The organism is Actinomadura luzonensis, assembly GCF_022664455.2.
GTDB lineage: Bacteria > Actinomycetota > Actinomycetes > Streptosporangiales > Streptosporangiaceae > Nonomuraea > Nonomuraea luzonensis.
The window spans coordinates 2571387-2595078 of sequence record NZ_JAKRKC020000002.1; the positions used below are offsets into that span (position 1 = coordinate 2571387).

Consider the following 23692-nt stretch of genomic DNA (forward strand, 5'->3'; position numbering starts at 1 on the left):
GGCGGGCATCTAACCCGCCGTGGAAGCGCTCACCGCCGCGGATCCGCAGCGTGTCGGGGACTACTGGATCGCCGGGCGGCTCGGCTCGGGAGGCCAGGGCGTCGTGTACGACGCCTACGACCGCGACGGGCGCAGGGTCGCGCTCAAGGTCCTGCACGCGATCGACAGCCGGGCGAGCCGCGACCGGTTCGCCAAGGAGGCGACGGCCGCGCGGCGGGTGGCCTCGTTCTGCACCGCGCGGGTGCTGGCCTGCGACCTGTCGGGCGCCAGGCCGTACCTCGTGAGCGAGTACGTGCCGGGGCCGAGCCTGCGCCAGGCGGTCGAGCGGGGCCGCCGGTTCACCGGCGACGACCTGCACAGGCTCGCCACCGCGATCGCCACCGCGCTGACCGCCGTGCACGACGCCGGGGTGATCCACCGCGACCTGAAACCGGACAACGTGCTGCTCGGCGCCGACGGGCCCCGGGTGATCGACTTCGGCATCGCGCGTACCGTGGACATGTCGCTGACCAGGACCGGCGAGGTGGCGGGCACGCCGACCTACATGGCGCCCGAGGTGTTCACCGGGCAGCGCGCGGGCGCGCCCGCCGACGTGTTCGCGTGGGGCGCGATCACGGTCTTCGCCGCCACGGGCGAGGACCCGTTCCGGGCCGACCACCTCGGCGGCGTCATGCACCGGGTGCTGTCGTTCCACCCCGACCTGAGCGCGCTGCCGCCGCGGCTGGCCTCGCTGGTGTCCGCGGCGCTGGACAAGGACCCCGCGGCGCGTCCCGCCGCCCGCGACCTGCTGCTCGCCCTGGTCAGCGGCGGCGACGCCGGCCTCCAGGGGCTGCTGAGCGCCGGCAGCCGCGCGGCCCGGGGCGTGCACGTGCCCGACCAGGCCGACCCGGCGCTCGGCACCATCGCCGAGGACGCCTACGGCGCGCTCACCCCCGACGAGCGGCAGCTGGCCGCCGAGGTCTTCCTCCGCATGGTGACGGTCACCGAGGACGGCCACGAGAGCGTCCGCCCGGCGTCGAAGGACGACCTGCTCGCCGGCCGCTCCGAACGGGAGACCCGGGCGATCGAGAACATCCTCCGGGCGTTCTCCTACCTGGTGACGCAGCAGGACGACGCCGTGCGGCTGTCCCGCCCGGCGCTGCTGCGCGCCTGGCCGCGGCTGCGCATCTGGGTCGACGACGACCGCGACGGGCTCGCCGTGCTCGGCCGGATCAGCGAGGCCGCCCGCCAGTGGGACGACCACGGCCGCAAGGACGGCGACCTGCTCCAGGGCAGCCGCCTGGACCAGGCGCTGACCTGGGCCGCCACCGGACGCCGGCACATCACGCTGACCCCGCGCGAACGCGACTTCCTGGCCGCCGGCACCGGCCTGGCCCGGCGGCGGGTGCGCCGCCGGCGGCTGACCACGGCGGCGCTGGCCGGGCTGCTGGTGGTGGCGCTCGCGGCGGGCGGCCTCGCCGTGCTGCGGGGCCGGCAGGTGGCCGAGCAGAGCCGCGTGGTGGCCCTGCAACGCGACCAGGCCGTCGGCCGGCAGGTCGCGGCGGAGGCCGACCGGCTGCGCACCACCGACCCGGCCACGGCGATGCTGCTCAGCGTGGCCGGCTGGCGGCTGGCCCCCGGCCCCGGCACCCGGCGCGCCCTGACCACCTCGCTGACCATGCCGGAGAGCGCCGTCTTCCGCGACCCCGGCGCCAAGGGCGTCTCCGCCACGGCGTCGGCCGCCGGCGGCCGGATCCGGGCCATCGCCGGGCAGGACGGCGTGCGGGTCTACGACGTCCCCGCGCGGCGGCAGACCGCGTTCTGGCGCTGGCCCCGCGGCCTGGACGTGCTGCCGGCCGCGGCGGCGCTCAGCCCGAGCGGGCGCACCCTGGTCGTCGTCAGCAGGCAGACCGCCTACGCCTGGGACACCGCGACGGGCGCGAAGCTGCGCGAGCACCCCGTCGCGGAGGGCACCCCGGGCGTGGACGTCGTCTTCGACGGCAACGAGAGCCTGGCCGCGGTGATGCGGGAGAACACGCTGGAGTTCCTGTGGGACACCAGGACCGGCGCGTCCTACACGCCGGACCTGGACGCCGACAGCGCCCTGGCGATCGCGCCCTCCGGCGCCTACGTCGCGGGAGTGGGGACCAACCAGGGCGGGCTGAAGGTGATCCGCCTGCCGGGCCTCACCGTGGACACCCGCCTGCCGAAGAAATGCGGATCGGTGGTCACGTTCACCCCGGACAGCAGGCGGCTGCTCTGCGCGGACGGCGACATCGCCGCCTGGGACCTGGCGTCCGGGGCCAAGGTCCCGGACGGGGACCGGCCGTTCTGGCAGGCGTCGGCCGGGGACGACCTGCCGTACGCGCGGCTCCGGCTCAGCCCCGACGGCCGCCGGCTGCTCGGCGTCGAGGGCCGGACGCTGCACCTCTGGGACGCCGTCAAGGGCGACGAGACCGCCACCTACCAGGCGGAGGGCACGCCCGAGGACGCCTGGCTGGAACGCGACGGCCGCACCGTCCGCTACCTGCTCGACAGCTCGACCATCACCGCCGACCTCGGCTCCCGCCTGTCCTCGGCACGGCTTCCCCCCGGTCACGAGGTCGTCGCGTTCAGCCAGGACGGCCGCCTGGCCGCCACGGCAGGGAACGAGCAGGCGGTGCGCGTGTGGGACACGCGCCGGCTCGGCCCGCCGATGGCCGGCAGCGAGGGCGCCACCAACGTCCTGTTCGACCCGGCGGGCACGCGGCTGGCCGCCGACGGCGCGGACTCCTCGCCCGGCCTCTGGGACGTGGCCACCGGCCGCCGGCTGTGGCGCCACCCCCTGCCCCGGTCGTTGTTCGTGCTGTCCAAGACGTTCACGCCGGACGGCCGCAGGCTGGTGCTGTCGCTCAAGGAGCTGAGCGAGCGGGACGCCCGCAACGAGCTCGTCGTCCTGGCCGCCGACACGGGCCGGGTGCTCGCCCGCCACCCCCTCGGCACCGCCACGGGCACGATCGCCCCCACGCGCGACGGCGCGGCGGTGGTGACCGGCACCGGCATGGTCTACGACCTCGGCACCGGCAGGGCCGTCGGCCCCGGCTTCAACGGCTCGGGCGAGGCCGTCGCGGTCAGCCCGGCCGCGCCGCTGCTGGCCCTCGGCACCCGGACGGTCCAGTTCTGGGACCTCACCAGGGGCGACGAGCTGTCGCCCGCGCTGCGCGTGGCGAGCGAGGCCCAGGTCGAGACCATGCGGTTCAGCCACGACGGCGCCCTGCTGGCCCTGATCGTCCGGTCCATCGGCGAGACGTTCGACGAGCTGTACAGCGTCCAGGTGTGGGACGTCGCCGGCCGCGAACGGCTCGGCTCCTTCCCCATCGACATCCTCGACCAGCTCGCCTTCAGCGCCGACGACCAGACCCTGTACGTCTCGGGCAACAGCTCGACGACGATCACCCGGATCCCGGTCGGCCCGGAGGGCGTGGCCCGCCTCGTGTGCGAGCGCGCGGGCCGCACCCTGAACGCCGAGGAATGGCGCCGGTATCTGCGGGACGTGCCCTATCGCGACGTGTGCGGGGCCGCCTGAGGCCGGGAGCGCGTCACTGCCGGTCGCGCCACGCCTCGGCCAGGATGCGGGTGACGGCGGTGCTCAGCACCCGTACGCCCCGGGTCGAGCCGGGCTCGATCCCGACCAGCTCGCGGACCCGCCGCAGCCGGTAGTCGAGCGTGCGGGGGTGCACGCGCAGCGCCACCGCGGTGCGCATCCGGTTCATGTCGTTGCGGTAGTAGGCGTCGAGCGTGGCCACCAGGTCGGGGCCGTTCGCCAGCCGCCAGGTCAGCTCGCGCAGCCACTGGTCGACCTGCGGCATCTGGGCCGCCCCCAGCTCCGCGAACACGTCGACCACTCCGTACACCTGCGAGGGGACCCGCTCCACTGGCGCCGCCCGGCAGATCTTGCGGGCCAGCGCGACCGGGTCCGCGAGGGCGAGCGTCCGGCCGGCGGCCGCCCCGGCCGAGCACGGCCCGGACAGCTCGGCGAAGTCGCGGACCAGGGACAGCGCCTGCGACCGCGCCGCCGCCTGCCCGTCGATCGGGCCGGCGTCGCCGCACGGCACCAGCGCGACGAACTCCTCGGGATCGGGCCAGGTCAGCGGAATGTGGTGGCGGGTCAGCAGCGTCCTGACGACGTGGTCGCGCCGCCGGTCGTCCGGCCGGCCGCCGGCGATCCTGGCGACCGTCACCAGGTAGTGGTCCGGCACCGGCAGGTCGAGCTCGCGGGCCAGCTGCGCCGCCGCGGGCTCGTCGGCCAGGAGCATGCCCGCGAGCAGCTGCATCCTGGCCTCGACGGGCAGGAAACGCTCCTGGCCCTTGAGGTAGCCGTGCGTGTAGGCGTTCTGCGCGGTCAGGCCGTGGTGGGCGACCCAGCCGAGCATGCACATCACGTCGGCGAGGTCGTTGGGGCCCGCGGCCTCGTGGATCTCGCGCAGCGTGAGGTTGGCGTGCAGGAGCAGGACCTGCCGCTGGGACGCCAGTGAGACGCCCACCTCGCCCCGCGACATCCCGACCGAGGACATGTACGCCTGGTCCTGCTCGGTGAACGGCCGCTCCTCGGCGGCCAGGTCGATGGTGCGGCGCCGGAGCGTCACCGCGAAGTCCAGCATCGCGGCCGACCCCCGGATCTCCGCGGCCAGGCTGCGGTAGTCGGCCAGTTCGCGGGTGTACACCTCGACGGCGCGCCGGGCATTGGCGTCGAGGCGTCTGCGTAAGGTCCGGTACAGATTGCCCATTGAGGCTCTCCTTTACCGTCGGCCGGCAATTCGACCGCAATGATCAATGGGTTTACTTGACTGGCGGGGACTGCGCAAGCTGACCAGTTCCGCAATGGCGTTGTAGTGGCGCCCTTGTCATTCGTGACAAGGCGCCCGGCGGATGTCCGGCCAGGCTCATCACAGCTCACGACGACAGGGCGACATTCCGCTGAGACCCTGTCCGCATGAGCTTCCCGCCGACGACGGACGCCGATGACCTGCTCGGCCGGCGCACAATCACGGTGAGAACTTGTTAGGCCCGGACGCGGTTTTCCCCCATTCGGCGTCCGGCCGGCCGCGAGGGGGACATCCGGTCACCCTCGATCTGCGGTCGTCGTCGCCGCACGCCGTCCGGTGGCTGCCGCCGGACGACCCCGTGCCGGGCGCGCCGCGGGTCGTGCTCGCCGACCGCGCGGCCCGCGGCGAGTTCGCCGCCCTGCAGGCCGCGCTCCACCGGCTCGGCGTGCCGACCGTACGGCTCGACGCCGCGCACGCGGCGGCACCCCCGGCGGGCCGGGACGGCGGGCCCCGGGGCCGCCACGACTCGCTCGGCCTCACGATCACCCTGGACGGCGGCTCCCCGGACAGCGGGCTCCTCACCATGGACGGCCGCCGCTTCCGGCCGAGCGTCGTGTGGGCGCGCGGCCCGATGCCCCGCGAGATCCCGGGCGCGCCCGGCCCGGCCGGCCCGCTGATCAGCGCCGACTCCTGGGCCGCCCTGGTCGGCCAGCTCGCCGTGCTCGCCCCCGCCGCCCTCCCCGGCCCCCGCGCCGGCCGCCTCGCGCAGCTCGCCGGGGCGGCCGCGGCCGGCGTGCGCACCCCGCGCACGATCGTCACGACCGACCCGGCGGCCGCCGCCGCGCTGCCCGGGGACAGGCTCGTGGTCAAGGTGCTGGACGAGCACTTCGTCGAGACCGCGCCCGGCCGGCTGGTGGGCCTGCTCCCGGAGATCGTCGACCGCGACGCCCTCGTGCGCCGCCCGCCCCCGGGCTTCCCGATGATCGTGCAGGAGTACGTCGAGCACGACCTCGAACTGCGCGTCTACTACCTGGCCGGCGACCTCCGCGCCTTCGCCGTGGCCAAGCCGGCGCCGGACGCGCTCTGGCGGGACCCGGCCGGCGTGTCCGTCCGCGCGACGCCGGTCCCGCCGCGGGCCGCCGCGGCGGTGCGGCGGCTCGCGCGGGACTGGGGCCTCGCCTTCGGCGCCTTCGACCTGCTGCTCGCCGCCGGGGACGTGGTCTTCCTGGAGGTCAACGCCGACGGCGACTGGCGCTGGTTCGAGGCCAGGGCCGGCACCCGCGCGGTCACCGCCGCGGCCGCGTCGATGGTCAGGGCGCTGCACCTGAACGCGCCCCGGGCCGCCGCGCCGCCGCCGATCGGCGGCGTGCTGGATTTCCTCCTGCTCGGTACCGAAGCCATGTGACGTCGAGGAAGGCGCATGAGCACCGCCCCAACGTCCCGCCTCCACTGCTCGATACTCGGCCCGCTCCAGGTCCGGGTGGACGGACACGACGCCGTCATCGGCGCGCCCAAGCAACGGCTGCTCCTCGCGCTGCTGCTGTGCCGGGCGAACGCGGTCGTGCCGGCGGCCGACCTGATCGACGCGTTGTGGGGGGAGACGCCGCCCCGCACGGCCAGGAAGAACCTCCAGGTCTACGTCTCCGCGCTGCGCAAGGTCGCCGGCGACCGGATCGGCTTCCACGGCTGGGGGTACCGCTTCCGCGCCGGCCCCGCCGAGCTGGACCTGCTGCGCCTCAGGGAGCTGGCCAGGACCGGGCGCAGCGCGATCCACGGCGGGAACCCGGCGGCGGCCGCCGAACTGCTCGGCGACGCGGTCGCCCTGTGGCGGGACCAGCCGCTGACCGAGTTCGCGCACGTGCCGCAGGTGGTCAGGGAGGTGGCCAGGATCACCGACCTGTTCCTGTCGGCCTACGAGGACTGGGCCGAACTGGAGCTCGGGCTCGGCCACCACGTCGAGGCCCTGACCAGCCTGGACGCGCTGCCCGCGCGGTTCCGCACCCGGGAGCGGATCGCCGCGGCGCGGATGACGGCGCTGGCCCGGTGCGGGCGCGCGTCCGAGGCGCTGTCGTACTTCGAGGAGCTGCGCCGGTACCTGGCGACGGTGCTGGGCATCGACCCCAGCCCGGTGCTCAAGCGCCTCTACCAGGACATCCTCACCGGCGCGGTGGCCCGGTCCGCCCCGCCGGGCGCGCGGGGCGGGGGAGCACCGGTTCCCGTCCTCGCCAACCAGCTGCCGCGCGACATCGGCGACTTCGTCGGCAGGACGGCGGAGCTCGGCCGCGTCATGGCCGGACCGGCCCCGGTCGTCCTGATCACCGGCGAGCCGGGCATCGGCAAGACCGCCCTGGCCGTCCACGCCGCGCACACCCTGGCCCCCGCCTACCCCGACGGCGCCCTGATGATCCCGCTGCGGCGCGGGGGCGGCGGGCCGCACGACGTCCGCGGCCTCCAGCACGAGCTGCTGGAGGCCGTGGGGGTGAGCACCGCCGGGATGCGCGACCAGGACGTGCTGGCGTCGGTGTGGCGGTCCTGGCTGGCCAGGCGCCGCGTCCTGCTCGTCCTCGACGACGCCCCCGACGAGCCGAGCGTGCGCCTGCTGCTCCCCGGCTGCGGGGACAGCCGGGTGCTGGTCACCAGCAGGAGCAGGCTGAGCGGCCTGGAGTCGGTGGCCCGGATCGAGCTGGGCGAGCTGACGGCCGCCGAGAGCGTCGAGTTCCTGGCCCGGCAGGTCGGCCGCGAACGGGCCCTCGCCGGCCGGGCCGCGCTCACCGCGCTGTTCGGCAGGTACGGCCGTTCCCCGCTGATGCTGCGCCTGCTCGGCGGCCGGCTCGCGCGGCTGCCGCACGTGCCGCTGGGCCTGCTGATCGACCGGCTGACCCGGGCCGAGCGCGTGCTGGACGAGTTCGCCGCCGGTGACGTGTCGCTGCGCGAGCGGTTCGAGGAGTTCTACGACCGGCCGTCCTGGCCGCACCGGGCGGCGTTCGTCGCGCTGGGCGCGCTGCACGGGCCGCCGTTCGGCCACGAGGAGCTGGTGGCGGCGCTGGACGGGCCGGGAACGCCCGCCGAGCGGGTCATCGAGTCGCTGCTGGAGGCCAACGTGCTGTCGGTGCCCGGGCCGGGGGCGGCGGAGGTCACCGCGCACTCGCTGACGTACACGATGTCGCCGCTCGCCCACCTGTTCGCGGCCGAACTCCACCGCGCGGACGGCTGAAACACCGTCGCGGGCCCACATTCGTGGGGTTGTCCCGGCCGCGTGACCCGAGGTGATACTCGACCACGGAAGCCGAGCGCAATCGACCGAGAGGTGGCGGTATGGCCGTGTCGGGCGACGTGGTGACGGCCGAGGCGCTGACCAAACGCTATCGGCGCAGCGAGACGCCGGCCGTGGACGACGTGTCCTTCGAGATCGCGCGGGGCGAGACGATCGGGCTGCTGGGCCCGAACGGGGCCGGGAAGACGACCCTGATCAAGATGATCTGCGGCGTGACCGCCCCCACCTCCGGCCGCGTCCAGGTGTTCGACGCCGACCCGGTCCGCCAGCCGGTGGCCGCCAAGAGCGGCATCGGGGCGATGCACCAGATCGCGCCGTTCGACGAGATGCTGCCCGCGCTGGACAACCTGCGCATCTCGGCGCGGTTCCGCGGGGTGCGGTGGCGGGACGTCCGGCCGTGGGCGCTGGAGCTCGCCGAGTTCCTCGGCGTGGCCAAGGCGCTGCCGCAGCTGTGCTTCCAGCTCTCCGGCGGGCAGCGGCAGCGGCTGCAGCTGATCCGCGCCCTGATCACGCTGCCCGGGCTGCTGATCCTGGACGAGCCGTCGGCCGGCCTGGACGTCGCCGGACGGCACCAGATCGAGCGGTTCGTGACCTGGCTGCGCGAGGAGCACGGGGTGACCGTGCTGTGGACCAGCCACCACATCGACGAGCTGGAACGCAACAGCCAGCGGGTGATGGTGATCAACCGCGGCCGGGTGCTGCGCTTCGCCAAGCCGCGCGAGCTCGTGGAGGAGTTCGGCGCGGTGCACCTCATGGTGACCGTGGCCGACGCCGAGGCGGGCGCGGCCGTCGCCGCGTGGGCGCGGAACGCCGGGCTGAGCGCCGACGCCGACGACGGAGAGGTGCGCATCGAGGGCGCCCGCGCCAGGGAGATGCTGCCCGAGCTGACCCGGCACTGCCAGGACCACGACATCGTGCTCAGCGGGGTGTCGACCGCGCTGGACTCGCTGGAGACGGTCTTCCTCCGGATGACCGCGGACGAGGGCTGACATGGCCGCCAAGCTGACCTTCGCGACCGCCCCGCCTGTCGCGGCCCCCCGGGCCGCCGACCTGGCCGCGGTGATCTACCGCGAGTACGCGCTGCTGGCCCGCAACCGGATCAACCTCATCCTCAGCCTGGCCCCGATGCTGGTGTACCTGCTGCTGGTCAACACCTCGCTGAGCAACCTGGTCGGCAGCATCTCCTACCGGGGCGTCGAGCTGCGGTTCGCGGTCTTCCTGCTGCCGATGGTGCTGGCGATGTCGATCGTCAGCGCGTCCGGCACCTCCGGGATCGCGCTGTTCCAGGAGGAGCTGAGCGGGGTGGCGACGCAGCTCTGGTCGTACCCGATGCGCCGCTCCCGGTTCCTGCTCGGCAAGCTGCTGGCCGGGGTGTCGCTGGTGCTCGGCCAGAGCCTGCTGGCGCTGGGCGTCGCGGTGCTGATCTTCGACCTGCCGTTCGGGCTGGAGGGCTGGGCCGGGCTGCTGGTGGCGCTGACGCTGGCCGCGGTCGCGTTCAACGGGCTCTACCTGGCCGCGGCCATCACGATCACCGACTTCCAGACCTTCATGGTGTTGTCGAACGTGTCGATCCTGGTGCTGGTGTTCAGCGCGCCGTCGATGTACACGGTCGACCAGATGCCGGTGGTGCTGCAGTGGATCTCGGTGGTCAACCCGCTGACCTACGCGATCAACGGGATGCGGGACGCGGCGCTGTTCGGGTTCGCCGACGCGTGGGCGGACCTGCTGGTGCTGGCGGTGATCGCGGCGGTCACGTACGGGGTGGCCGGGCGGGCGCTGCTGAACCGGGCACGGAACCTCTGACCGGGCAGGGACATGCTTACCGAGAAATTTCCTGACACGTCCAAGGTGCGGCTCCCCGGCACGGACCGGGCCTGCGACCCGGCGGCCACCCTGGCCATGACCCGCCGGGCGGCGCGCCAGGTCGGGGTCACCCGGGTCGCCGACATCACCCGGCTCGACACCGTGGGCATCCCGACCTTCCAGGCGATCCGCCCCGCCTCCCGCACGCTCGCCGTGTCGCAGGGCAAGGGCGTCACCCCCGAGCTGGCCAGGCTGTCGGCGGTCATGGAGTCCATCGAGCTGTGGCACGCCGAGCAGGACCTGCCGCCCGCCGTGACCGCCCCGCCGCGCGAGGTCGCCGCCCGGCTGGGCTACGACGTGCGCGCCCTCGTCCCGGCCGAGCCGAGCCTGCTGCACGACGGGCTGCCGCTGGACTGGCTGGAGGCCACGTCGCTGGCGGACGGCTCGCCCACGCTGGTGCCCCGCGACGTCGTGGCCCTGACGCTGGGCGGCGGCACCGGCTGGAGCCCGCCGCTGTTCTTCGCCTCCAGCAACGGCCTGGCCGGCGGGAACACCCGGACCGAGGCCACCCTGCACGCCCTGTACGAGGTGATCGAGCGCGACGCGGTGACGGCCGCAGTGACCGGCCGGCCTACCGGCGGCGTCCGCGTCGATCCCGGCACGTCCGGCTCGCCGGTCGTGGCCGGGCTGTGCGCGGCGCTGGCGCGGGCCCGGGTCCGGCTGGAGGTCCGGCACCTGCCGTCGCCGACCGGGCTGCCGTGCTTCCTGGCCCGCATCACCTGCGACGACTACCCGCCGGCGTTCTTCGGTTTCGGCTGCCACCTCAGCTCGGAGATCGCGCTCACCCGGGCGATCACCGAGTCGGCGCAGGCGCGGCTGGCGTACGTGTCCGGGGCGCGGGACGACCTGCGGGCCGACTTCCACGACGGCGTCCCCCGCCCGAGCCGCCCCGGGCCGCCGCCCGAGCTGGCCGGTCCCGTCCCCGTCCTGCGGGCGCACGGCACCCTGGCCGAGGACCTGGAGGACGCGGTCCGGCGGGCCGCGGCCGCGTTCGGCCATCCGCCCCTCGTCGTCGACCTGACCCGTGAGGACGTCGGCGTGCCGGTCGTCAAGGTGGTGGCGCCGGGCGCCCGCGTCTGCCCCGAGGTGATGTGATGCCCGCGACCGTCGTCTACGCCGGCCCGACGATCTCCCCCGAGGAGATCCGCGCGGTGGTCCCCGGGGCGCGGGTCCGGCCGCCGGTGGCCCGCAACGACCTGTTCACCGAGGACTGGACGCCCGGCGACACGGCGGTCGTCCTCGACGGCTACTACCGGGAACGCCTGTCGGTGGGCCACAAGGAGATCCTCTGGCTGCTCGCCGAGGGCGTGCGGGTCATCGGCGCGGCCAGCCTGGGCGCGCTGCGGGCGGCCGAGCTGGGCCCGTACGGCATGCGCGGCGTCGGCGAGGTCTTCCGCCTGTACGCCGCCGGCGAGATCGACGGCGACGACGAGGTGGCCGTGCTGCACGGCCCGGCCGAGGTGGGCTACCCGCCCGGCACGGTGGCGCTGGTCAACCTGCGGCACGGCTGCCGCGAGGGGGCGCGGACCGGCCTGGTCCCCGAGGCCGTCGGCGCGCGCGTCCTGGCGGCGGCCAAGGCCCGGCCGTTCACCCACCGCACCTGGGACGAGCTGGCGGAGGACCTGCCCGGCGAGGGGGTGCGCGACGCCCTGCGCACCCTCCGGCGCATGATCGCGGCCGGCGACTGGGACCTCAAGCACCTGGACGCCCTGGCGGCCCTGCGCGCCGCCCGCGACCCGGGCCCGGCGGCGCCCGCCGCCGGCCCCGGCGACGCGGCGCTGACCGGCATCACCAGGAACGAGGCGCTGCGGTGGCGGTCGAGGCGGGAGTACGCGCCCGGCCGCTGGATGTCCGACCTGGACGTGCTGACCGCGGCGCGGCTGTTCGACGACGACTACCCCCGCCTGCACGAGGAGACGCTGACGGCCCTGCTGGCGGGCTTCGCCGCGGCGCGCGGCCTGACCCTGGAGGAGTACGCCCGCGCCACGCTCGGCGTCGCGGCGGAGCTGCCGGGCCCCCTCGCGGCGTGGCTCACCGAGGAGGAACGCGCCACCCTGCCCATGGGCGACCGGCTCCGCCTCGTCATGGTGCGGGTCTGGCCGATCTGGAGGTCGGCCGACTGGCGGCCCGCCGTCCTGGCGCGCACCCGCGGCACGGAGCGGTGGGAGCGGTGGACCGGCCTGGTCGAGCGCGCCGACGAGGCCGCCGGGCAGAGCAGGGGGCGGCTGGTCGTGCCGCCGCCCGAGTTCTGCGGGCGGCTGTTCCTGCGTCACTGGCCCGGCACGCCGCCGCGGCTCGCGATGGCCCGCCGCGGGTTCCTCGGCGTCGAGGACCTGGGGCACGCGGCCGCCCGGTTCTTCGCCCTGGACGTGCGGCGCCGCCCCGGCTCCTGACCCGGAACAGCCGGACCCGACCCTGTCGCCGGCGCCTTTCCGCGGCGTGCTCGCATTTCCGGAATTTGGGCCCACATTTGTGGGGTTGCCCGCCCGGAGCAGCGCCACGTAATACTCAAGGTGAAACTCGTTCCCCCGAAAAGAGAGGTGGAAGGGCATGGCCTTCGACGCGAGGGAAGCATTGCGCACGGCCGGAATTCTGACCGGCTCGGAATCGCCGGAAGTGGCGCAGGCGCTCAGCGTCCTGTCCCGCGAGGAAGTGGACATGCTGGTGTCGCTGAAGAGCCGCATCTCGGCTGCGCTGCCCGAGGTGCTGGCGCACTCCATCGGCAACTGGACCACCCCCGAGGCGACGCAGCAGCATTTCGACCCGGCGATGCTGTGCGCGTGCGCCATCTGGTCCGGGGCCGGGCAGAACGCCTCCTAGGCGGAAAAGCGACGACACCGGGTCGTCATCGAGCCGAAATTCGGGCTCCCGAGAAGAAAGGTGGAAAGGCATGACCTTCGACGCGAGGGAAGCGTTGCGCACGGCCGGAATCCTGACCGGCTCGGAATCGCCGGAAGTGGCGCAGGCATTCGGCTTCCTGTCCCGCGAGGAAGTCGACATGCTGGTGTCGCTGAAGGACCGGATCCCCGCCGCGCTGCCGGAGGTGCTGGCGCACTCTCTCGGCAACTGGACCACGCCGGGGGCGACGCAGCAGAACTTCGAGCCGAGCATGCTCTGCGCGTGCGGCATCTGGTCCGGGGCGGGACAGAACGCCTCGTAGCCGGCCCCTGGCCCGTTAGGAGCGGCCGCGACCGCGCACTCCGAAGAGCTCGCAGGTGCGGCCGGGCGGCCCGTCCGCCGCGACGCGGCGGACGGGCGCCGAGATCGCACCTGTGAGCCGACGCAAGAGAAAGGGAGTGGACATGCCAGGGAAGCTGACCGGGAGCCGCGAGTTGTTCGAGGTGCCGGACGGGCTGACCTATTTCGCGGGCGACGGGGAGTACCTGGTGGTCAACCCGCACGCCGGCGGCCGATGCGTGCTGGACCCCCGCGAGTTCGGCGTGCTGCGGGCGCTGGCCCGGCCCGCCGCGGACGGGGCTCCCGCGCCGCTCGACCCCACCCCGGAGACCGAGCGGACCCTCGCCAAGCTCATCCTGAGCTGGGTCGTCTACTACAACGGCAACCACCCGGTCATCAGGCTCAGCGAGCCGGCGCTGCGGACGGTCTACTACGCCATCACCGACGGCTGCAACCTGCGCTGCCCCTATTGCTACGCCTCCTCGGAGAAATGCCTGCCGGGCGAGCTCGGCACCGCGGAGTCCCTGGACCTGGTCTCGCGGATCGCCGGCCTCGGCGCCGGGACCCTCGTGTTCACCGGCGGCGAGCCGATGCTGCGCAAGGACCTGTTCCAGATCGCCGCGCACGCGAACGACAGCGGCCTGCGGTCCAACATCATCACCAACGCGACGATGATCAGGAAGCCGGCGCAGGCGGCCCGCGTCGCCGAGCTGTTCAGCCAGGTCACGGTCAGCATGGACGGCGGCACCGCCGAGACGCACGACCGCACCCGCGGCGCCGGCGCCTTCGACAAGACGTACCGGGCGCTGCGGCTGCTCAACGACGCCGGCGTGACGCCGAACATCAACCACATCGTCACCTCGGAGAACGTGGACCACCTGGAGGACTTCGCGACCTTCCTGGAGGGGCTGCGGGTCGACGCCGTCCGGCTGATGTACCACAACAACCTGGGCCGCGGCGTGACCGACGAGTACGACTTCGGCTGGGCCGACCACCTGCGCATCCAGCAGCTCGTGTGGACCAGGCCGGTCGCCGCGCGGCTGCGCCCGCTCGGGCCGAAGCCGATCTCGCCGTGCTCGATCAAGGGTAACTGCGGGATGGGCGGCAGCGAGATCTACATCAACTCCCTGGGCGACGTGTACCCGTGCAAGCTGGTCACCGGCCGCGAGCACTTCGCGGGCAACGTCCGGCGGCAGTCGCTGGAGGAGATCTTCGCCACGCCGGTGCTGCGCGGCATGCGGACGAGCACCGTCTTCGGCGGCGACTACCACGCCGACTGCGAACGCTGCTACATCAAGGCCACCTGCGGCGGCGGCTGCCGCGCCGCGCACATGGCCGAGTCCGGGGACGTCCGCAGGAACAGCCGCCACCTGTGCCGCATCCTGCGGCACGGCGTCGTCACCCAGATGTGGCAGGAGGCCGGCGTCGACCCGCTGGTCATCGCCGCGCACGACGCCGAGATGAGCACGCCGCGCCTGGTCGCCACCGACGAGGTGCACGCCGTGTACGACGACTGGAAGACCTTCGTCCCCGTTTCACCCGTCCCCGTTCCGCCTCCCGGGCCCGCCGGCGGGCCGGCCAAGGGCGTACGGGTCGGCGAACTGCTCTCGATCACGCCCGTTCGATGAACGGCTGACTACAGGAGGTGGCGCGTGTCGCTCCGCATCAGTGACGCGGTGGTGTGGCAGGAGACGGGCGAGGGCATCTCGCTCTACCACACCGAGACGGGGGACTTCCGCACCCTGAACGAGACCGGCTCCAGGATCTGGCTGCTCGTCGCCGGCAGCGGCGAGGCCCAGCCGGTCGCCTCGGCCCTGTCCCGCGAGTTCGCCGGCACCAACGCGTCCCTGATCAGGCGCATCGTCGTGGACGTGCACGAGTTCATCGGCACGATGGTGGAACAGGGCCTGTTCGAGGAGAGCCGGACGTGACGACCGCGATCGTCCTCGGCGGGGGGTTCGCGGGGGTGCTGGCCGCCGCCGTGCTGGCCCGGCACGGCGGCGACGTGCTGGTGGCCGAGGGCGATCGCTACCCGTCCGGCCCGCTCCCGCGACGGGGGCTGCCGCAGGCGCGCCACAGCCACGTGCTGGTCACCGGCGGGGCGCGGGCGCTGGAGGACCTGCTGCCCGGCACCCTGGAGGCCCTGTACGCCCGGGGCGCGCACCGCCGCGGGCTGACCGGCGACGCGCTGATCCTCAGCGCGGAGGGCTGGTTCGGCCGCCACGACACCGGCGCGTACCTGGTGTCGTGCACCCGCGCGCTGCTGGACCAGGTGGTGCGCCACCGGGCCCTGGCCGGCGGCCGGGTCACCGTGTGGCAGGACGCCCGGGTGCTCGCTCTCACCGGCGACGCCGCCCGCGTCACCGGCGTGACGATCAGCCGCGCGGGCGGCCCGCCGGAGACCGTCGAGGCCGACCTCGTCGTGGACGCGACCGGACGCCGGTCGAAGGCCCCGCGCTGGCTGGCCGGGCTCGGCGTGCCGGAGGTCGCGGAGACGGTGGTGTCCTCGGGGCTGGCGTACGCGACCCGGCTCTACCGGGCGCCCGAAGGACTCGCCGCCGGCCTCCCGGCGATCATGATCCATCCGGGGGCGGCCGACGGGCGGCCGGGCCAGGGGGCCACGCTCTTCCCGGTCGAGGACGACCGCTGGGTCGTCACCCTGACCGGCACCCGGGGCGGCGAACCGCCGGCGCGGGAGCCCGGTTTCACCGCGTTCGCCCGCCGGCTGCGCAGCCCGGTCGTGGCCGTGCTGATGGCCGCGGCCACGCCGCTCGGCCGCGTCCGGCCGTACCGGGACACCGCCAACAGGCGGCGCTTCTTCGAGCGGACGCCCCTGCCCGAGGGCTTCCTCGCGATCGGCGACGCGGTCGTCGCGGTGAACCCGGTCTACTCGCACGGCATGTCGATCGCCGCGCTCGGCGCGCTCCGCCTGGACCGGGAGCTGACGCGGCACGGCGGCGTGAAACCGTCCCGCACCCCGGAGCTCCAGGCGGCCGTGGCCGAGGTGGCGGACCCGTCGTGGCGGATGGCGATCGGCCAGGACAGCAGGTACGCCGTCCGCGACGACGCCCCGCCGGCGGGGACGGCCGCGGCGCGTTCCCTGCTCAGCCGGGCCACGCTGACCAGCCCCGAGCTGGCCACCCGGCTCTTCCACGCGCAGACGCTGATCGCGCCGGCCCCCGAGCGGGAGAGGACCCCATGAACCGCGGAGCCGTCCCGCTGATCCCGCGCGCCCTGCTGTTCGGCAACCCGGCGTACCTGGCCCCCGGCCTGTCCCCGGACGGGACCCGGCTGCGCTTCCTCGCCCCGGACGAGGGCGTGCTGAACGTCTGGGCGGGCCCCGCGGACGCGCCGGAGCAGGCCAAGCCGGTGACCTCCGACCGCGGGCGGGGCATCAGGTCGGCCGGGTTCTGCCACGACGACCGTACGCTGTACTACCTCCAGGACCGGGACGGCGACGAGAGCTGGCGGCTCTACCTGGTCGATCTCGAGACGGGGGCCGAGCGCTGCGTCACCCCGTTCGAGGGCGTGCAGACCCGGGTGCTGGCGCACGACCGCCGGCACCCCGGCACCATGCTGCTCGGCCTGAACAAGGACCGGCCCGACCTGCACGACGTCCACCGCCTCGACCTGGCCACCGGCGACCTCACCAGGATCGCCGTCAACCCGGGCTACCTGAGCTGGGAGATCGACGGCGACCTGCGCATCCGCGGCGGCACCGCGATGAACCAGGACGGCACCCTCACCATCCACCTGGCCCCGCCCGGCGCGGACGAGCCCGCGCCGTGGCTGGAGGTGCCGCGCGAGGACGTCATGGGCACCCGCATCGCGGGCTGGTCCCGCGACGGCCGGACGATCTACCTGCTGTCCTCGATCGGCGCGAACGCCACCCGCCTGTACGCCGTGGACGCGGCCACCGGCCACCGGACCCTCCTCGCCGCGGACCCCGTCCACGACGTGAAGTCCCTGGAGCTGGACCCGGTCCACCGGCGTCCCCAGGCGGCGGTGATCGCCCGGGACCGCGACGAGCGGGTGTTCCTCGACGACGCGTACGAGCGGGCCGTCGCCCGGCTCGGCGACCGGCTCGCGGAGCTCGGCGTGCACGGCGAGCTCGACATCGACCGCGCCGAGCGCGCCGACCGGCGGTGGGTCGTCGCGGTGGTGGCGTGCGACGGGCCGGTCCGCTACTACGTCTACGACCGGCACGACGACCGCCTGCGCTTCCTGTTCTCCCACCAGCCCGGCCTGGACCGCTACCGGCTCGCCGAGATGGAGCCGTTCGCCTTCGCCGCCCGCGACGGCGTCGAGGTGCACGGGTACGTGACCTGGCCGCCCGGCGTCGAACGCCGCGGCCTGCCCGCCGTGGTGAACGTGCACGGCGGCCCGTGGTGGCGCAACTCCTGGTGCTTCGACGAGGAGGCGCAGCTGCTGGCCAACCGCGGGTACGCCTGCGTCCAGGTGAACTTCCGCGGCTCGGTCGGCTACGGCAAGCACTTCCACAACCTGGGCGCCAAGCAGTGGGGCGCGGGCATGCAGACGGACCTGCTGGACGCGGTCGCGTACCTGGCCGGGCGCGGCGCGGTCGACCCGGCCCGGGTGGCCGTCATGGGCTGCTCGTACGGCGGTTACGCCGCCCTGGCCGGCGCGGCCTTCACCCCCGGCGCGTTCGCCTGCGCCATCGACCTGTGCGGGCCGTCGAACCTGCTGACGCTGCTGGCGGGCGGGGCGTCGTACCGGCGGACCGTCGACTCCTTCATGCACGCCCACGTGGGCGACCCGGAGACCGAGCGCGACCTGCTGTGGGAGCGCTCGCCGCTGTCCCGCGCCGCCGACATCACCATCCCGCTGCTCATCGTGCAGGGGGCCAACGACGTGCGGGTGCCCCGCCAGGAGGCCGAGCAGATCGTCGCGGCGCTGCGGGCGGGCGGGGTGCCGCACGAGTACCTGCTGTTCGAGAACGAGGGCCACGGCCTGCTCAGGCCGGAGAACCGGGAGGCGTACTACGCCGCCGTCGAGCGCTTCCTCGCCGAACACCTGGCCTAGGAGGCCGGGCGCCCCGCTCAGGAGGAGGCCGCGGCGGGCGGCCAGATGCCCACGTGCAGCAGCTCGTGGGCGTAGCAGTACGCCACGAGCTGGCTGCGGTTGCTGCACCCGAAGCGGTCCAGCAGCCGGCCTATCCGCTCGGCCACGGTGTACCTGCTCAGGCGCATCTCGCGCGCGATCCTCGTCGTCGTGTACCCGGTGGCGAGCATGACGATCAGCTGCCTGTCGCGATCGCTGATGAGGTCATCGGGAACGAGAGTCATGAGAAACCCCGTACGGGTCGTCTTGACCGCGGGCGCCCCGGACGGAAGCGCCTCCCTCCGCACGCTAGGAGAGCCCGCTTAACTACCGGTATGGCGTGACCATGCGCCCGGTTGTCCGCCGCCGGTATGGCGATGGCATGGCGGCGCCATACCGGCGCGAAACCGGCCGGACCTAGCCTGATGGTCAGTGCTCGAGGCCCCGTCGGGCGACGTGATCGGGAGGTAACCGATGGACAGCGACGAGGTGCTGACGCGGCCGGAGCCGTTCGACGCGCTGGCCACGCTGCGCGCCGCCGGCCACCCCGTGGACCTGCTGAACGAGCGGCAGCGGCAGGTGTTCGCCGAGCTCGGCCGGCCCGAGGTGGAGCTGCTCAACTCGATCAGGGCCCGGCTGGACGCGGCGGCCGGCGAGGTCGAGGGACAGGACCTCAAACTCGTATGAGCGCCAGGGCCGCACGCCCGGCCCGCCGGCGCGTGGTCGTCGTGTTCATCGACCTGGTCGGCTCGACCGAGCTCGCCGAGCGGCTCGACCCCGAGCTGCTGCGCACCATCCTGGACCGCTACCACCGGGCCTGCACCGCGGGCATCGCCGAGCACGGCGGCGTGGTGGAGAAGTACATCGGCGACGCGATCATGGCCGCGTTCGGCATCCCGATCAGCAGCGAGGACGACGCGCTGCGGGCGGTGCGGGCCGCGTACGCCGCCTTCGGCCGGGTCGGCCGGCTCAGCGACGAGCTGGCCCCCACCCACGGCATCCGGCTGGAGGTGCACTGCGGCATCGCGGCCGGGGAGGCGATGGTGATCGACACGCCGGGCACCGACCTGCGGGTCATCGGCGACATCGTCAACACGGCCGCCCGCCTGCAGTCGGCGGCCGGCGCCGGCGACATCCTCATCGGGGACGAGGTGGCCCGGATGGTCCGCGCGCAGGCGCGGATGGAGCCCATGCCGCCGCTCCGGCTGAAGGGCAAACGCGACCCGGTGCGGGCCTGGCGGCTGCTGTCCCCCGACGCCCCCGACGAGGCGCGCGAGGACGACCAGGCGCCGCTGATCGGCCGGGACGACGAGGTGCGGCAGCTCCACCAGGCCTACCAGCGGACCGCCCGGGACCACCGGGCCTGCGTCTTCACGCTGCTCGGGCTGCCCGGCGTCGGCAAGTCCCGGCTGGTGCGCGACTTCACCGGCGGGCTGCCGGCGGAGACGTCGGTGCTCGTCGGGCGGTGCCCGTCGTACGGCGCGGGCGTCACCTACCGCCCCATCACCGAGATGCTCGAATCCCTGAACGGCGACTGGCCCCGCCTCGCGCCCGCGCTGGAACCGTCGAGCGCGCGGGCGCTGCGCGGCCTCGCCACGGCCGGCCCGGATACCGATGCCGACATCGACATCGACGCCGCCGGTGTGGAGGAGATCGCGCGGGCGGTGCGGGGCCTGTTCGAGGCGCTGGCGCGGCGCCGTCCGCTGGTGGTGATCTGGGAGGACCTGCACTGGGCGGAGCCCACCCTGCTCGAACTGGTCGAGGACCTGGCGGCCTGGCTGCTGGACGTGCCGGTCCTGCTGGTCTGCGTGGCGCGGCCCGAGCTGCTCGACCTGCGGCCCACCTGGGGAGGCGGCATGGCCTGCGCGTACGCGCTGGAGTTGGGCCCGCTCGACCCGGTCCAGATGCGCACCCTGGTCGCCTGCCTCGCGCAGTCGGCCGTGGCGGCCGGCGCCCCGGACCCGGCGGGCGACGCGGAGGTGGTCGCGCACGGGGCCGACCCGCTGCTCGAACGGGTCGCGGAGGGCGCCGACGGCAATCCGCTGTTCGCCGAGCTGATGCTGGAGACGCTGCTGGAGGAGGGCGCCGACGCGCCGGTGCCGCCCACCGTCCAGGCGCTGATCGCGGCCCGGCTGGACCGGCTCGGCGACGGCGAGCGCGACGTGCTGGAACGGGCCGCCACGATCGGGCAGGGGTTCACCCGCGACCGGCTCGCCACCCTGCTCCCGGACGACCCGCCCGACCTGGACGAGCTGCTGTGGAAGCTGCTGCGGCAGCGCGTGATCCGCCGCGCGGAGCAGCCCGGCTCGTACCGGTTCACCCAGACCCTGACCCGGGACACCGTCTACGCGATGACCCGCAAGGAGCTGCGGGCCGCCTGGCACCTGACCCTCGCCGACCGGCTCGCGCAGCGCGCCCGCACCCCGCCCGACGGGTCCTTCGAGGAGCCGTCGCAGAGCGTCGTCGCCCACCACCTGGAGATGGCGTGCCTGCTCAAACGCGACGTCCAGCCGGACGACCCGCTGCTGCCCGCGCTCACGGCGCGGGCCGCCCGCGCCCTCATCGGCGAGGGCACCCACGCCCTGCACCGCAAGGACCTGCCCGCCGCCCTCGCCCTGCTGGAGCGGGGGCGCGAGCTGCTGCCGCCGGGCGATCCCGGGCACCGGCGGCTCGCGGTGCGGATCTGCGACGCGGGGCTGGCGCGCGGCGACGGCGAGCGGGCGCTCGCGGCCGTCGCGGCCGCCGAGCGGATGTTGCCCGACGACCCGCGTACCCGGCTGACCTGCGCCATCCAGCGCGAGACGCTGCACGCGCGGTTCGGGACCGCCGTGCCCGCGCTGGACCCGCTGCGGGAACCGCTCGCCGCCGACCCCGCCGACGACCTCAGCTGGTGCCGCTTCCACGAGCTGGAGGCGCTGACCCGCCTGGGCGAGGGCCGCTTCGGCGGCGCGGAGGCGGCGCTGCGCGCGGGCCTGGCCCGGGCCCGCTCCATGGGCGACCGCTACGAGGAGAGCCGGCTGCTCATCGGGGTGTGCGAGCTGTCCCAGTGGTCGTCCACGCCGATCGCGGAGGGCCTGGCGCTGTGCGCCGAGCTGCTGGCCAGGTTCGCCGACGACCGGGCGCTGCTGGTGCCGGTGATGATCACCCAGGCCCGGCTGCTGGCCCTGGCGGGCGAGCCGTCCGACGCCCGCGCCGTCCTCGACACCGCGGCCCGGCACGCCGCCGACCTGCACCTCGACCTCGCCGCCACCGCGGTCACGCAGGTGCGCGGCCTGGTGGAGTCGCTCGACGGGCGTCCCGCCGACGCGGTGCCGCTGTTCCGGCGGGCCGCCGGGGCGCTCCGCGCGGCCGGGCAGCCGGGGCCCGCGGCGACCCTGGACGTCTACGCGGCGCGCGAACTGCTGCGGCAGGGACGGCACGCCGACGCCGCCCGCACGCTGGATCGCGTGGACGCGGCGCGGACGCTGGGTCGTACGGACGCGGCGCGAGCGCCGGGCGGCGGGGGCGTCCGGCTGCAGGCGCGCGGCGAGCTGCTCCTGCTGGCCCTGCGCGCCCACCTGGCGGCGCTCGACGGCGACCACGGCCGCGCCCTCACGCTCGCGGCCGAGGCGGGGGACCGGCTGGCCCACACCGACGACCCGTGCCTGCGCGGCGACGTGCTGGCCGAGCTCGCCGACGCCTACCGCGCGGCGGACCATCCCGCCCAGGCCGCCGACGCCGCCGGACGCGCCCGCCGGTCCTACGCCGCCAAAGGCGCCACCTGGCCCCGGGGCCGCGCGACCCCCACCGCCCGCGAGGAGCCGGACCGGTGACCACCTCCCCAGCCCCGCCCCCGCCGCCGTGGCGTGGGGAGCGGCCCGCCGCCTTCCCCGGCATGCCCGCCTGGGGCATGGCCACCTCCCGCCGCAGCCTGGAGGAGTTCCAGGTGAGCCGCCTGGAGGAGGTCGACCGGGAGTGGGCGTGGGGCGGGTCGGACGGGTCGGGGGTGCGGGTCTGCGTGGTCGACACCGGCGTGGACGGCGCGCACCCGTTGGTCGCCGGCCTGGCCCGGTCCCTGGTGGTCACCCAGGCCGGCGCCCCCACGGACGAGGTGACCGCCGGCGCCGCGAACGCCGGCCCCGCCCCGGCCGCAGGCGCGCTCGGCGGCGGCGGCCGCGACGGCACGGCGGCGGTCGTCGACTGCGAGCCGACGGACCCGGCCGGCCACGGCACGGCCTGCGCGGGCATCATCCGCTCGATCGCGCCCGCCGTCGAGATCACCTCGGTCCGGGTGCTGACGGACGGCCGGTCCGGCAGCGGGGCGGCGCTGCTCGCGGGCCTGCGCTGGGCCGTCGACGAGGGCTTCGACGTGGTCAACCTGAGCCTGTCCACCACGCGCGGGGAGTTCCAGGGGCCGCTGCGGGAGCTCGCCGACCGGGCGTACTTCCGGCGCAGCCTGCTGGTGGCGGCGGCGCACAACATGCCGGTGCTCAGCTACCCGTGGACGTTCTCCTCTGTCATCTCCGTGGCCAGTCACGACGAATCAGATCCGATGACGTACTACTACAACCCCGCCCCGCCGGCCGAGTTCTACGCCCGCGGCGTGCGCGTCCCGGTCGCCTGGCCGGGCGGCAGGCAGCTCCGCAGCACGGGCAACAGCTTCGCCGCGCCGCACATCACCGGCGTGTGCGCCCTGATCCTGAGCAAACACCCGTGGCTGACGCCTTTCCAGCTCAAGTCGGTGCTCTACCTGGCCGCGAACAATGTCACCGCATCCCCTGGAGCCACCCATGGCCGTACGTGACCCGCTGCTCCCCGGCGACGTGGAGCTCACCGAGCGCCGGCTGATCATGTCCGTCGTCGAGGTGGCCCGGCACGTCTTCGACGCCGCCGCCGCGTCGATCTTCCTGATGGACGGCGACACCGGCGAGCTGATCTTCACCGCCGTGTCGGGCAAGGGCGAGGGCCACCTGCCGGGGACGCGCTTCCCCCGGGGCACGGGGATCGCGGGCTGGGTGGCGGCGAGCGGCCAGCCGATGATCGCGGACGACGTGGCGGAGGTCGCCCAGTTCGCCCGGCACGCGGCCGAGTCCACCGGCTACGTCCCGCGCAGCATCATGGCGGCGCCGCTGATCCGGTACGAGGAGTGCATCGGCGTGCTGGAGGTGCTGGACCGCTCGGACGCCCTGCGCGGCGAGCTCGCCGACGTGGACCTGCTGGCGTTGCTCGCCACGCAGGCCGCCTGCGGCCTGGAGCTGCTGCTCCGCCTGCGCCGCACGCACGCCGCCGCGGCGGGGCCCGGTCCGGACGACGTCCACGTGCTGCTGGAGCGCATCGCGGCCCGCCTGTCGCCGGGGAACGGCCCGGCCAGTCCCACCGCGCTCAAACTGCTCGCCGCGGCCGACGAGCTCCTCGCCTGACCGCGCTCCGCCGCGCCACGACCCACGCCCGCCGTCCTCTGGAGGCCGGAGTCAGTCCCAGAGCGGCAGCGCGCGGCCCGCCCCGTTCTTGACCGCCGCCGCGTACAGCGCCTTGGCGGCGGCCCCGGCCGCAC

Annotated in this window: 19 protein-coding genes; 17 read left to right on the forward strand and 2 right to left on the reverse strand. The window is 74.8% G+C overall.

Translation table 11 applies throughout. From position 1 onward, the window contains the following. Positions 1–19: 19 nt before the first annotated feature. Positions 20–3544 (forward strand): WD40 repeat domain-containing serine/threonine protein kinase, encoded by a 3525-nt coding sequence (locus MF672_RS42265; RefSeq protein ID WP_242379510.1) that lies wholly within the window; start codon positions 20–22, stop codon positions 3542–3544. A gap of 13 nt (positions 3545–3557) precedes the next feature. Here the strand turns inward: MF672_RS42265 and MF672_RS42270 are convergent, their stop codons facing one another. Further along, positions 3558–4745 (reverse strand): PucR family transcriptional regulator, encoded by a 1188-nt coding sequence (locus MF672_RS42270; protein WP_247815711.1) that lies wholly within the window; start codon positions 4743–4745, stop codon positions 3558–3560. A gap of 271 nt (positions 4746–5016) precedes the next feature. Here MF672_RS42270 and MF672_RS42275 point away from each other — a divergent pair, with 271 nt between their 5' ends. The 12 genes from MF672_RS42275 to MF672_RS42330 all read left to right on the forward strand — a co-directional run bounded on the left by MF672_RS42275 (position 5017) and on the right by MF672_RS42330 (position 18141). Continuing rightward, positions 5017–6189, forward strand: coding sequence for an ATP-grasp domain-containing protein (locus MF672_RS42275; protein ID WP_247815712.1), 1173 nt, complete (start codon positions 5017–5019; stop codon positions 6187–6189). Positions 6190–6204: 15 nt separating this feature from the next. Then, positions 6205–7998, forward strand: a complete 1794-nt coding sequence (locus tag MF672_RS42280) for an AfsR/SARP family transcriptional regulator (RefSeq protein ID WP_242382367.1) — start codon at positions 6205–6207, stop codon at positions 7996–7998. A gap of 101 nt (positions 7999–8099) precedes the next feature. Beyond that, positions 8100–9047 carry an ABC transporter ATP-binding protein gene (locus tag MF672_RS42285; RefSeq protein WP_242382368.1) on the forward strand — a complete coding sequence of 316 codons (948 nt, stop codon included), beginning with the start codon at positions 8100–8102 and terminating at the stop codon, positions 9045–9047. Between the two features lies 1 nt (position 9048). Further along, the gene (locus MF672_RS42290) at positions 9049–9861 is read left to right on the forward strand and encodes an ABC transporter permease (protein ID WP_242382369.1); all 813 of its coding nucleotides are present in this window, start codon (positions 9049–9051) and stop codon (positions 9859–9861) included. 12 nt (positions 9862–9873) lie between these two features. Further along, on the forward strand, positions 9874–11016 hold the full coding sequence (locus MF672_RS42295) for a YcaO-like family protein (protein WP_242382370.1): 1143 nt from the start codon (positions 9874–9876) through the stop codon (positions 11014–11016). Then, on the forward strand, positions 11016–12314 hold the full coding sequence (locus MF672_RS42300) for a TfuA domain-containing protein (RefSeq protein ID WP_242382371.1): 1299 nt from the start codon (positions 11016–11018) through the stop codon (positions 12312–12314). Before MF672_RS42295 ends, MF672_RS42300 begins: the two co-directional genes overlap by 1 nt. Positions 12315–12471: 157 nt before the next feature. Then, positions 12472–12741 (forward strand): StsA-related sactipeptide RiPP, encoded by a 270-nt coding sequence (locus tag MF672_RS42305; RefSeq protein ID WP_242382372.1) that lies wholly within the window; start codon positions 12472–12474, stop codon positions 12739–12741. Positions 12742–12811: 70 nt separating this feature from the next. Next, positions 12812–13081 (forward strand): StsA-related sactipeptide RiPP, encoded by a 270-nt coding sequence (locus tag MF672_RS42310; RefSeq protein WP_242382373.1) that lies wholly within the window; start codon positions 12812–12814, stop codon positions 13079–13081. Between the two features lie 142 nt (positions 13082–13223). Further along, positions 13224–14726 (forward strand): StsB family radical SAM/SPASM domain sactipeptide maturase, encoded by a 1503-nt coding sequence (gene stsB / locus MF672_RS42315; protein ID WP_242382374.1) that lies wholly within the window; start codon positions 13224–13226, stop codon positions 14724–14726. 24 nt (positions 14727–14750) lie between these two features. Next, a complete protein-coding gene (locus tag MF672_RS42320; RefSeq protein WP_242382375.1) occupies positions 14751–15029 on the forward strand; it encodes a PqqD family protein in 279 nt (92 codons plus the stop codon). Then, positions 15026–16300 carry an NAD(P)/FAD-dependent oxidoreductase gene (locus tag MF672_RS42325; RefSeq protein WP_242382376.1) on the forward strand — a complete coding sequence of 425 codons (1275 nt, stop codon included), beginning with the start codon at positions 15026–15028 and terminating at the stop codon, positions 16298–16300. The genes MF672_RS42320 and MF672_RS42325 overlap by 4 nt, the downstream gene beginning before the upstream one ends. Further along, a complete protein-coding gene (locus MF672_RS42330) occupies positions 16297–18141 on the forward strand; it encodes a S9 family peptidase (protein ID WP_242382377.1) in 1845 nt (614 codons plus the stop codon). The genes MF672_RS42325 and MF672_RS42330 overlap by 4 nt, the downstream gene beginning before the upstream one ends. A 17-nt stretch (positions 18142–18158) precedes the next feature. On the opposite strand, the gene MF672_RS42335 is transcribed toward MF672_RS42330, so the two are convergent. After that, positions 18159–18404 (reverse strand): response regulator transcription factor, encoded by a 246-nt coding sequence (locus tag MF672_RS42335; RefSeq protein ID WP_242382378.1) that lies wholly within the window; start codon positions 18402–18404, stop codon positions 18159–18161. Between the two features lie 229 nt (positions 18405–18633). Between MF672_RS42335 and MF672_RS42340 the strand changes: the two genes are divergently transcribed. From MF672_RS42340 to MF672_RS42355, 4 genes are read left to right on the forward strand one after another with little or no spacing between them, the layout of a single operon-like run. Then, positions 18634–18846 carry an aroma-sacti cluster domain-containing protein gene (locus MF672_RS42340; protein ID WP_242382379.1) on the forward strand — a complete coding sequence of 71 codons (213 nt, stop codon included), beginning with the start codon at positions 18634–18636 and terminating at the stop codon, positions 18844–18846. Next, positions 18843–21971 carry an AAA family ATPase gene (locus tag MF672_RS42345; protein WP_247815713.1) on the forward strand — a complete coding sequence of 1043 codons (3129 nt, stop codon included), beginning with the start codon at positions 18843–18845 and terminating at the stop codon, positions 21969–21971. The genes MF672_RS42340 and MF672_RS42345 overlap by 4 nt, the downstream gene beginning before the upstream one ends. After that, positions 21968–22942, forward strand: coding sequence for a S8 family serine peptidase (locus MF672_RS42350; protein WP_242376173.1), 975 nt, complete (start codon positions 21968–21970; stop codon positions 22940–22942). The genes MF672_RS42345 and MF672_RS42350 overlap by 4 nt, the downstream gene beginning before the upstream one ends. Beyond that, a complete protein-coding gene (locus MF672_RS42355) occupies positions 22929–23558 on the forward strand; it encodes a GAF domain-containing protein (RefSeq protein WP_242376172.1) in 630 nt (209 codons plus the stop codon). Before MF672_RS42350 ends, MF672_RS42355 begins: the two co-directional genes overlap by 14 nt. The last annotated feature ends 134 nt before the right edge of the window (positions 23559–23692 follow it).

What these genes read in the sequence shown, in the direction of transcription:
- MF672_RS42270 (WP_247815711.1), bottom strand. Translation starts at nt 4,745, where the DNA reads ATGGGCAATCTGTACCGGACCTTACGCAGACGCCTCGACGCCAATGCC.
- MF672_RS42280 (WP_242382367.1), top strand. Translation starts at nt 6,205, where the DNA reads ATGAGCACCGCCCCAACGTCCCGCCTCCACTGCTCGATACTCGGCCCG.
- MF672_RS42285 (WP_242382368.1), top strand. Translation starts at nt 8,100, where the DNA reads ATGGCCGTGTCGGGCGACGTGGTGACGGCCGAGGCGCTGACCAAACGC.
- MF672_RS42290 (WP_242382369.1), top strand. Translation starts at nt 9,049, where the DNA reads ATGGCCGCCAAGCTGACCTTCGCGACCGCCCCGCCTGTCGCGGCCCCC.
- MF672_RS42295 (WP_242382370.1), top strand. Translation starts at nt 9,874, where the DNA reads ATGCTTACCGAGAAATTTCCTGACACGTCCAAGGTGCGGCTCCCCGGC.
- MF672_RS42300 (WP_242382371.1), top strand. Translation starts at nt 11,016, where the DNA reads ATGCCCGCGACCGTCGTCTACGCCGGCCCGACGATCTCCCCCGAGGAG.
- MF672_RS42305 (WP_242382372.1), top strand. Translation starts at nt 12,472, where the DNA reads ATGGCCTTCGACGCGAGGGAAGCATTGCGCACGGCCGGAATTCTGACC.
- MF672_RS42310 (WP_242382373.1), top strand. Translation starts at nt 12,812, where the DNA reads ATGACCTTCGACGCGAGGGAAGCGTTGCGCACGGCCGGAATCCTGACC.
- stsB (WP_242382374.1), top strand. Translation starts at nt 13,224, where the DNA reads ATGCCAGGGAAGCTGACCGGGAGCCGCGAGTTGTTCGAGGTGCCGGAC.
- MF672_RS42330 (WP_242382377.1), top strand. Translation starts at nt 16,297, where the DNA reads ATGAACCGCGGAGCCGTCCCGCTGATCCCGCGCGCCCTGCTGTTCGGC.
- MF672_RS42335 (WP_242382378.1), bottom strand. Translation starts at nt 18,404, where the DNA reads ATGACTCTCGTTCCCGATGACCTCATCAGCGATCGCGACAGGCAGCTG.
- MF672_RS42340 (WP_242382379.1), top strand. Translation starts at nt 18,634, where the DNA reads ATGGACAGCGACGAGGTGCTGACGCGGCCGGAGCCGTTCGACGCGCTG.
- MF672_RS42345 (WP_247815713.1), top strand. Translation starts at nt 18,843, where the DNA reads ATGAGCGCCAGGGCCGCACGCCCGGCCCGCCGGCGCGTGGTCGTCGTG.
- MF672_RS42355 (WP_242376172.1), top strand. Translation starts at nt 22,929, where the DNA reads ATGGCCGTACGTGACCCGCTGCTCCCCGGCGACGTGGAGCTCACCGAG.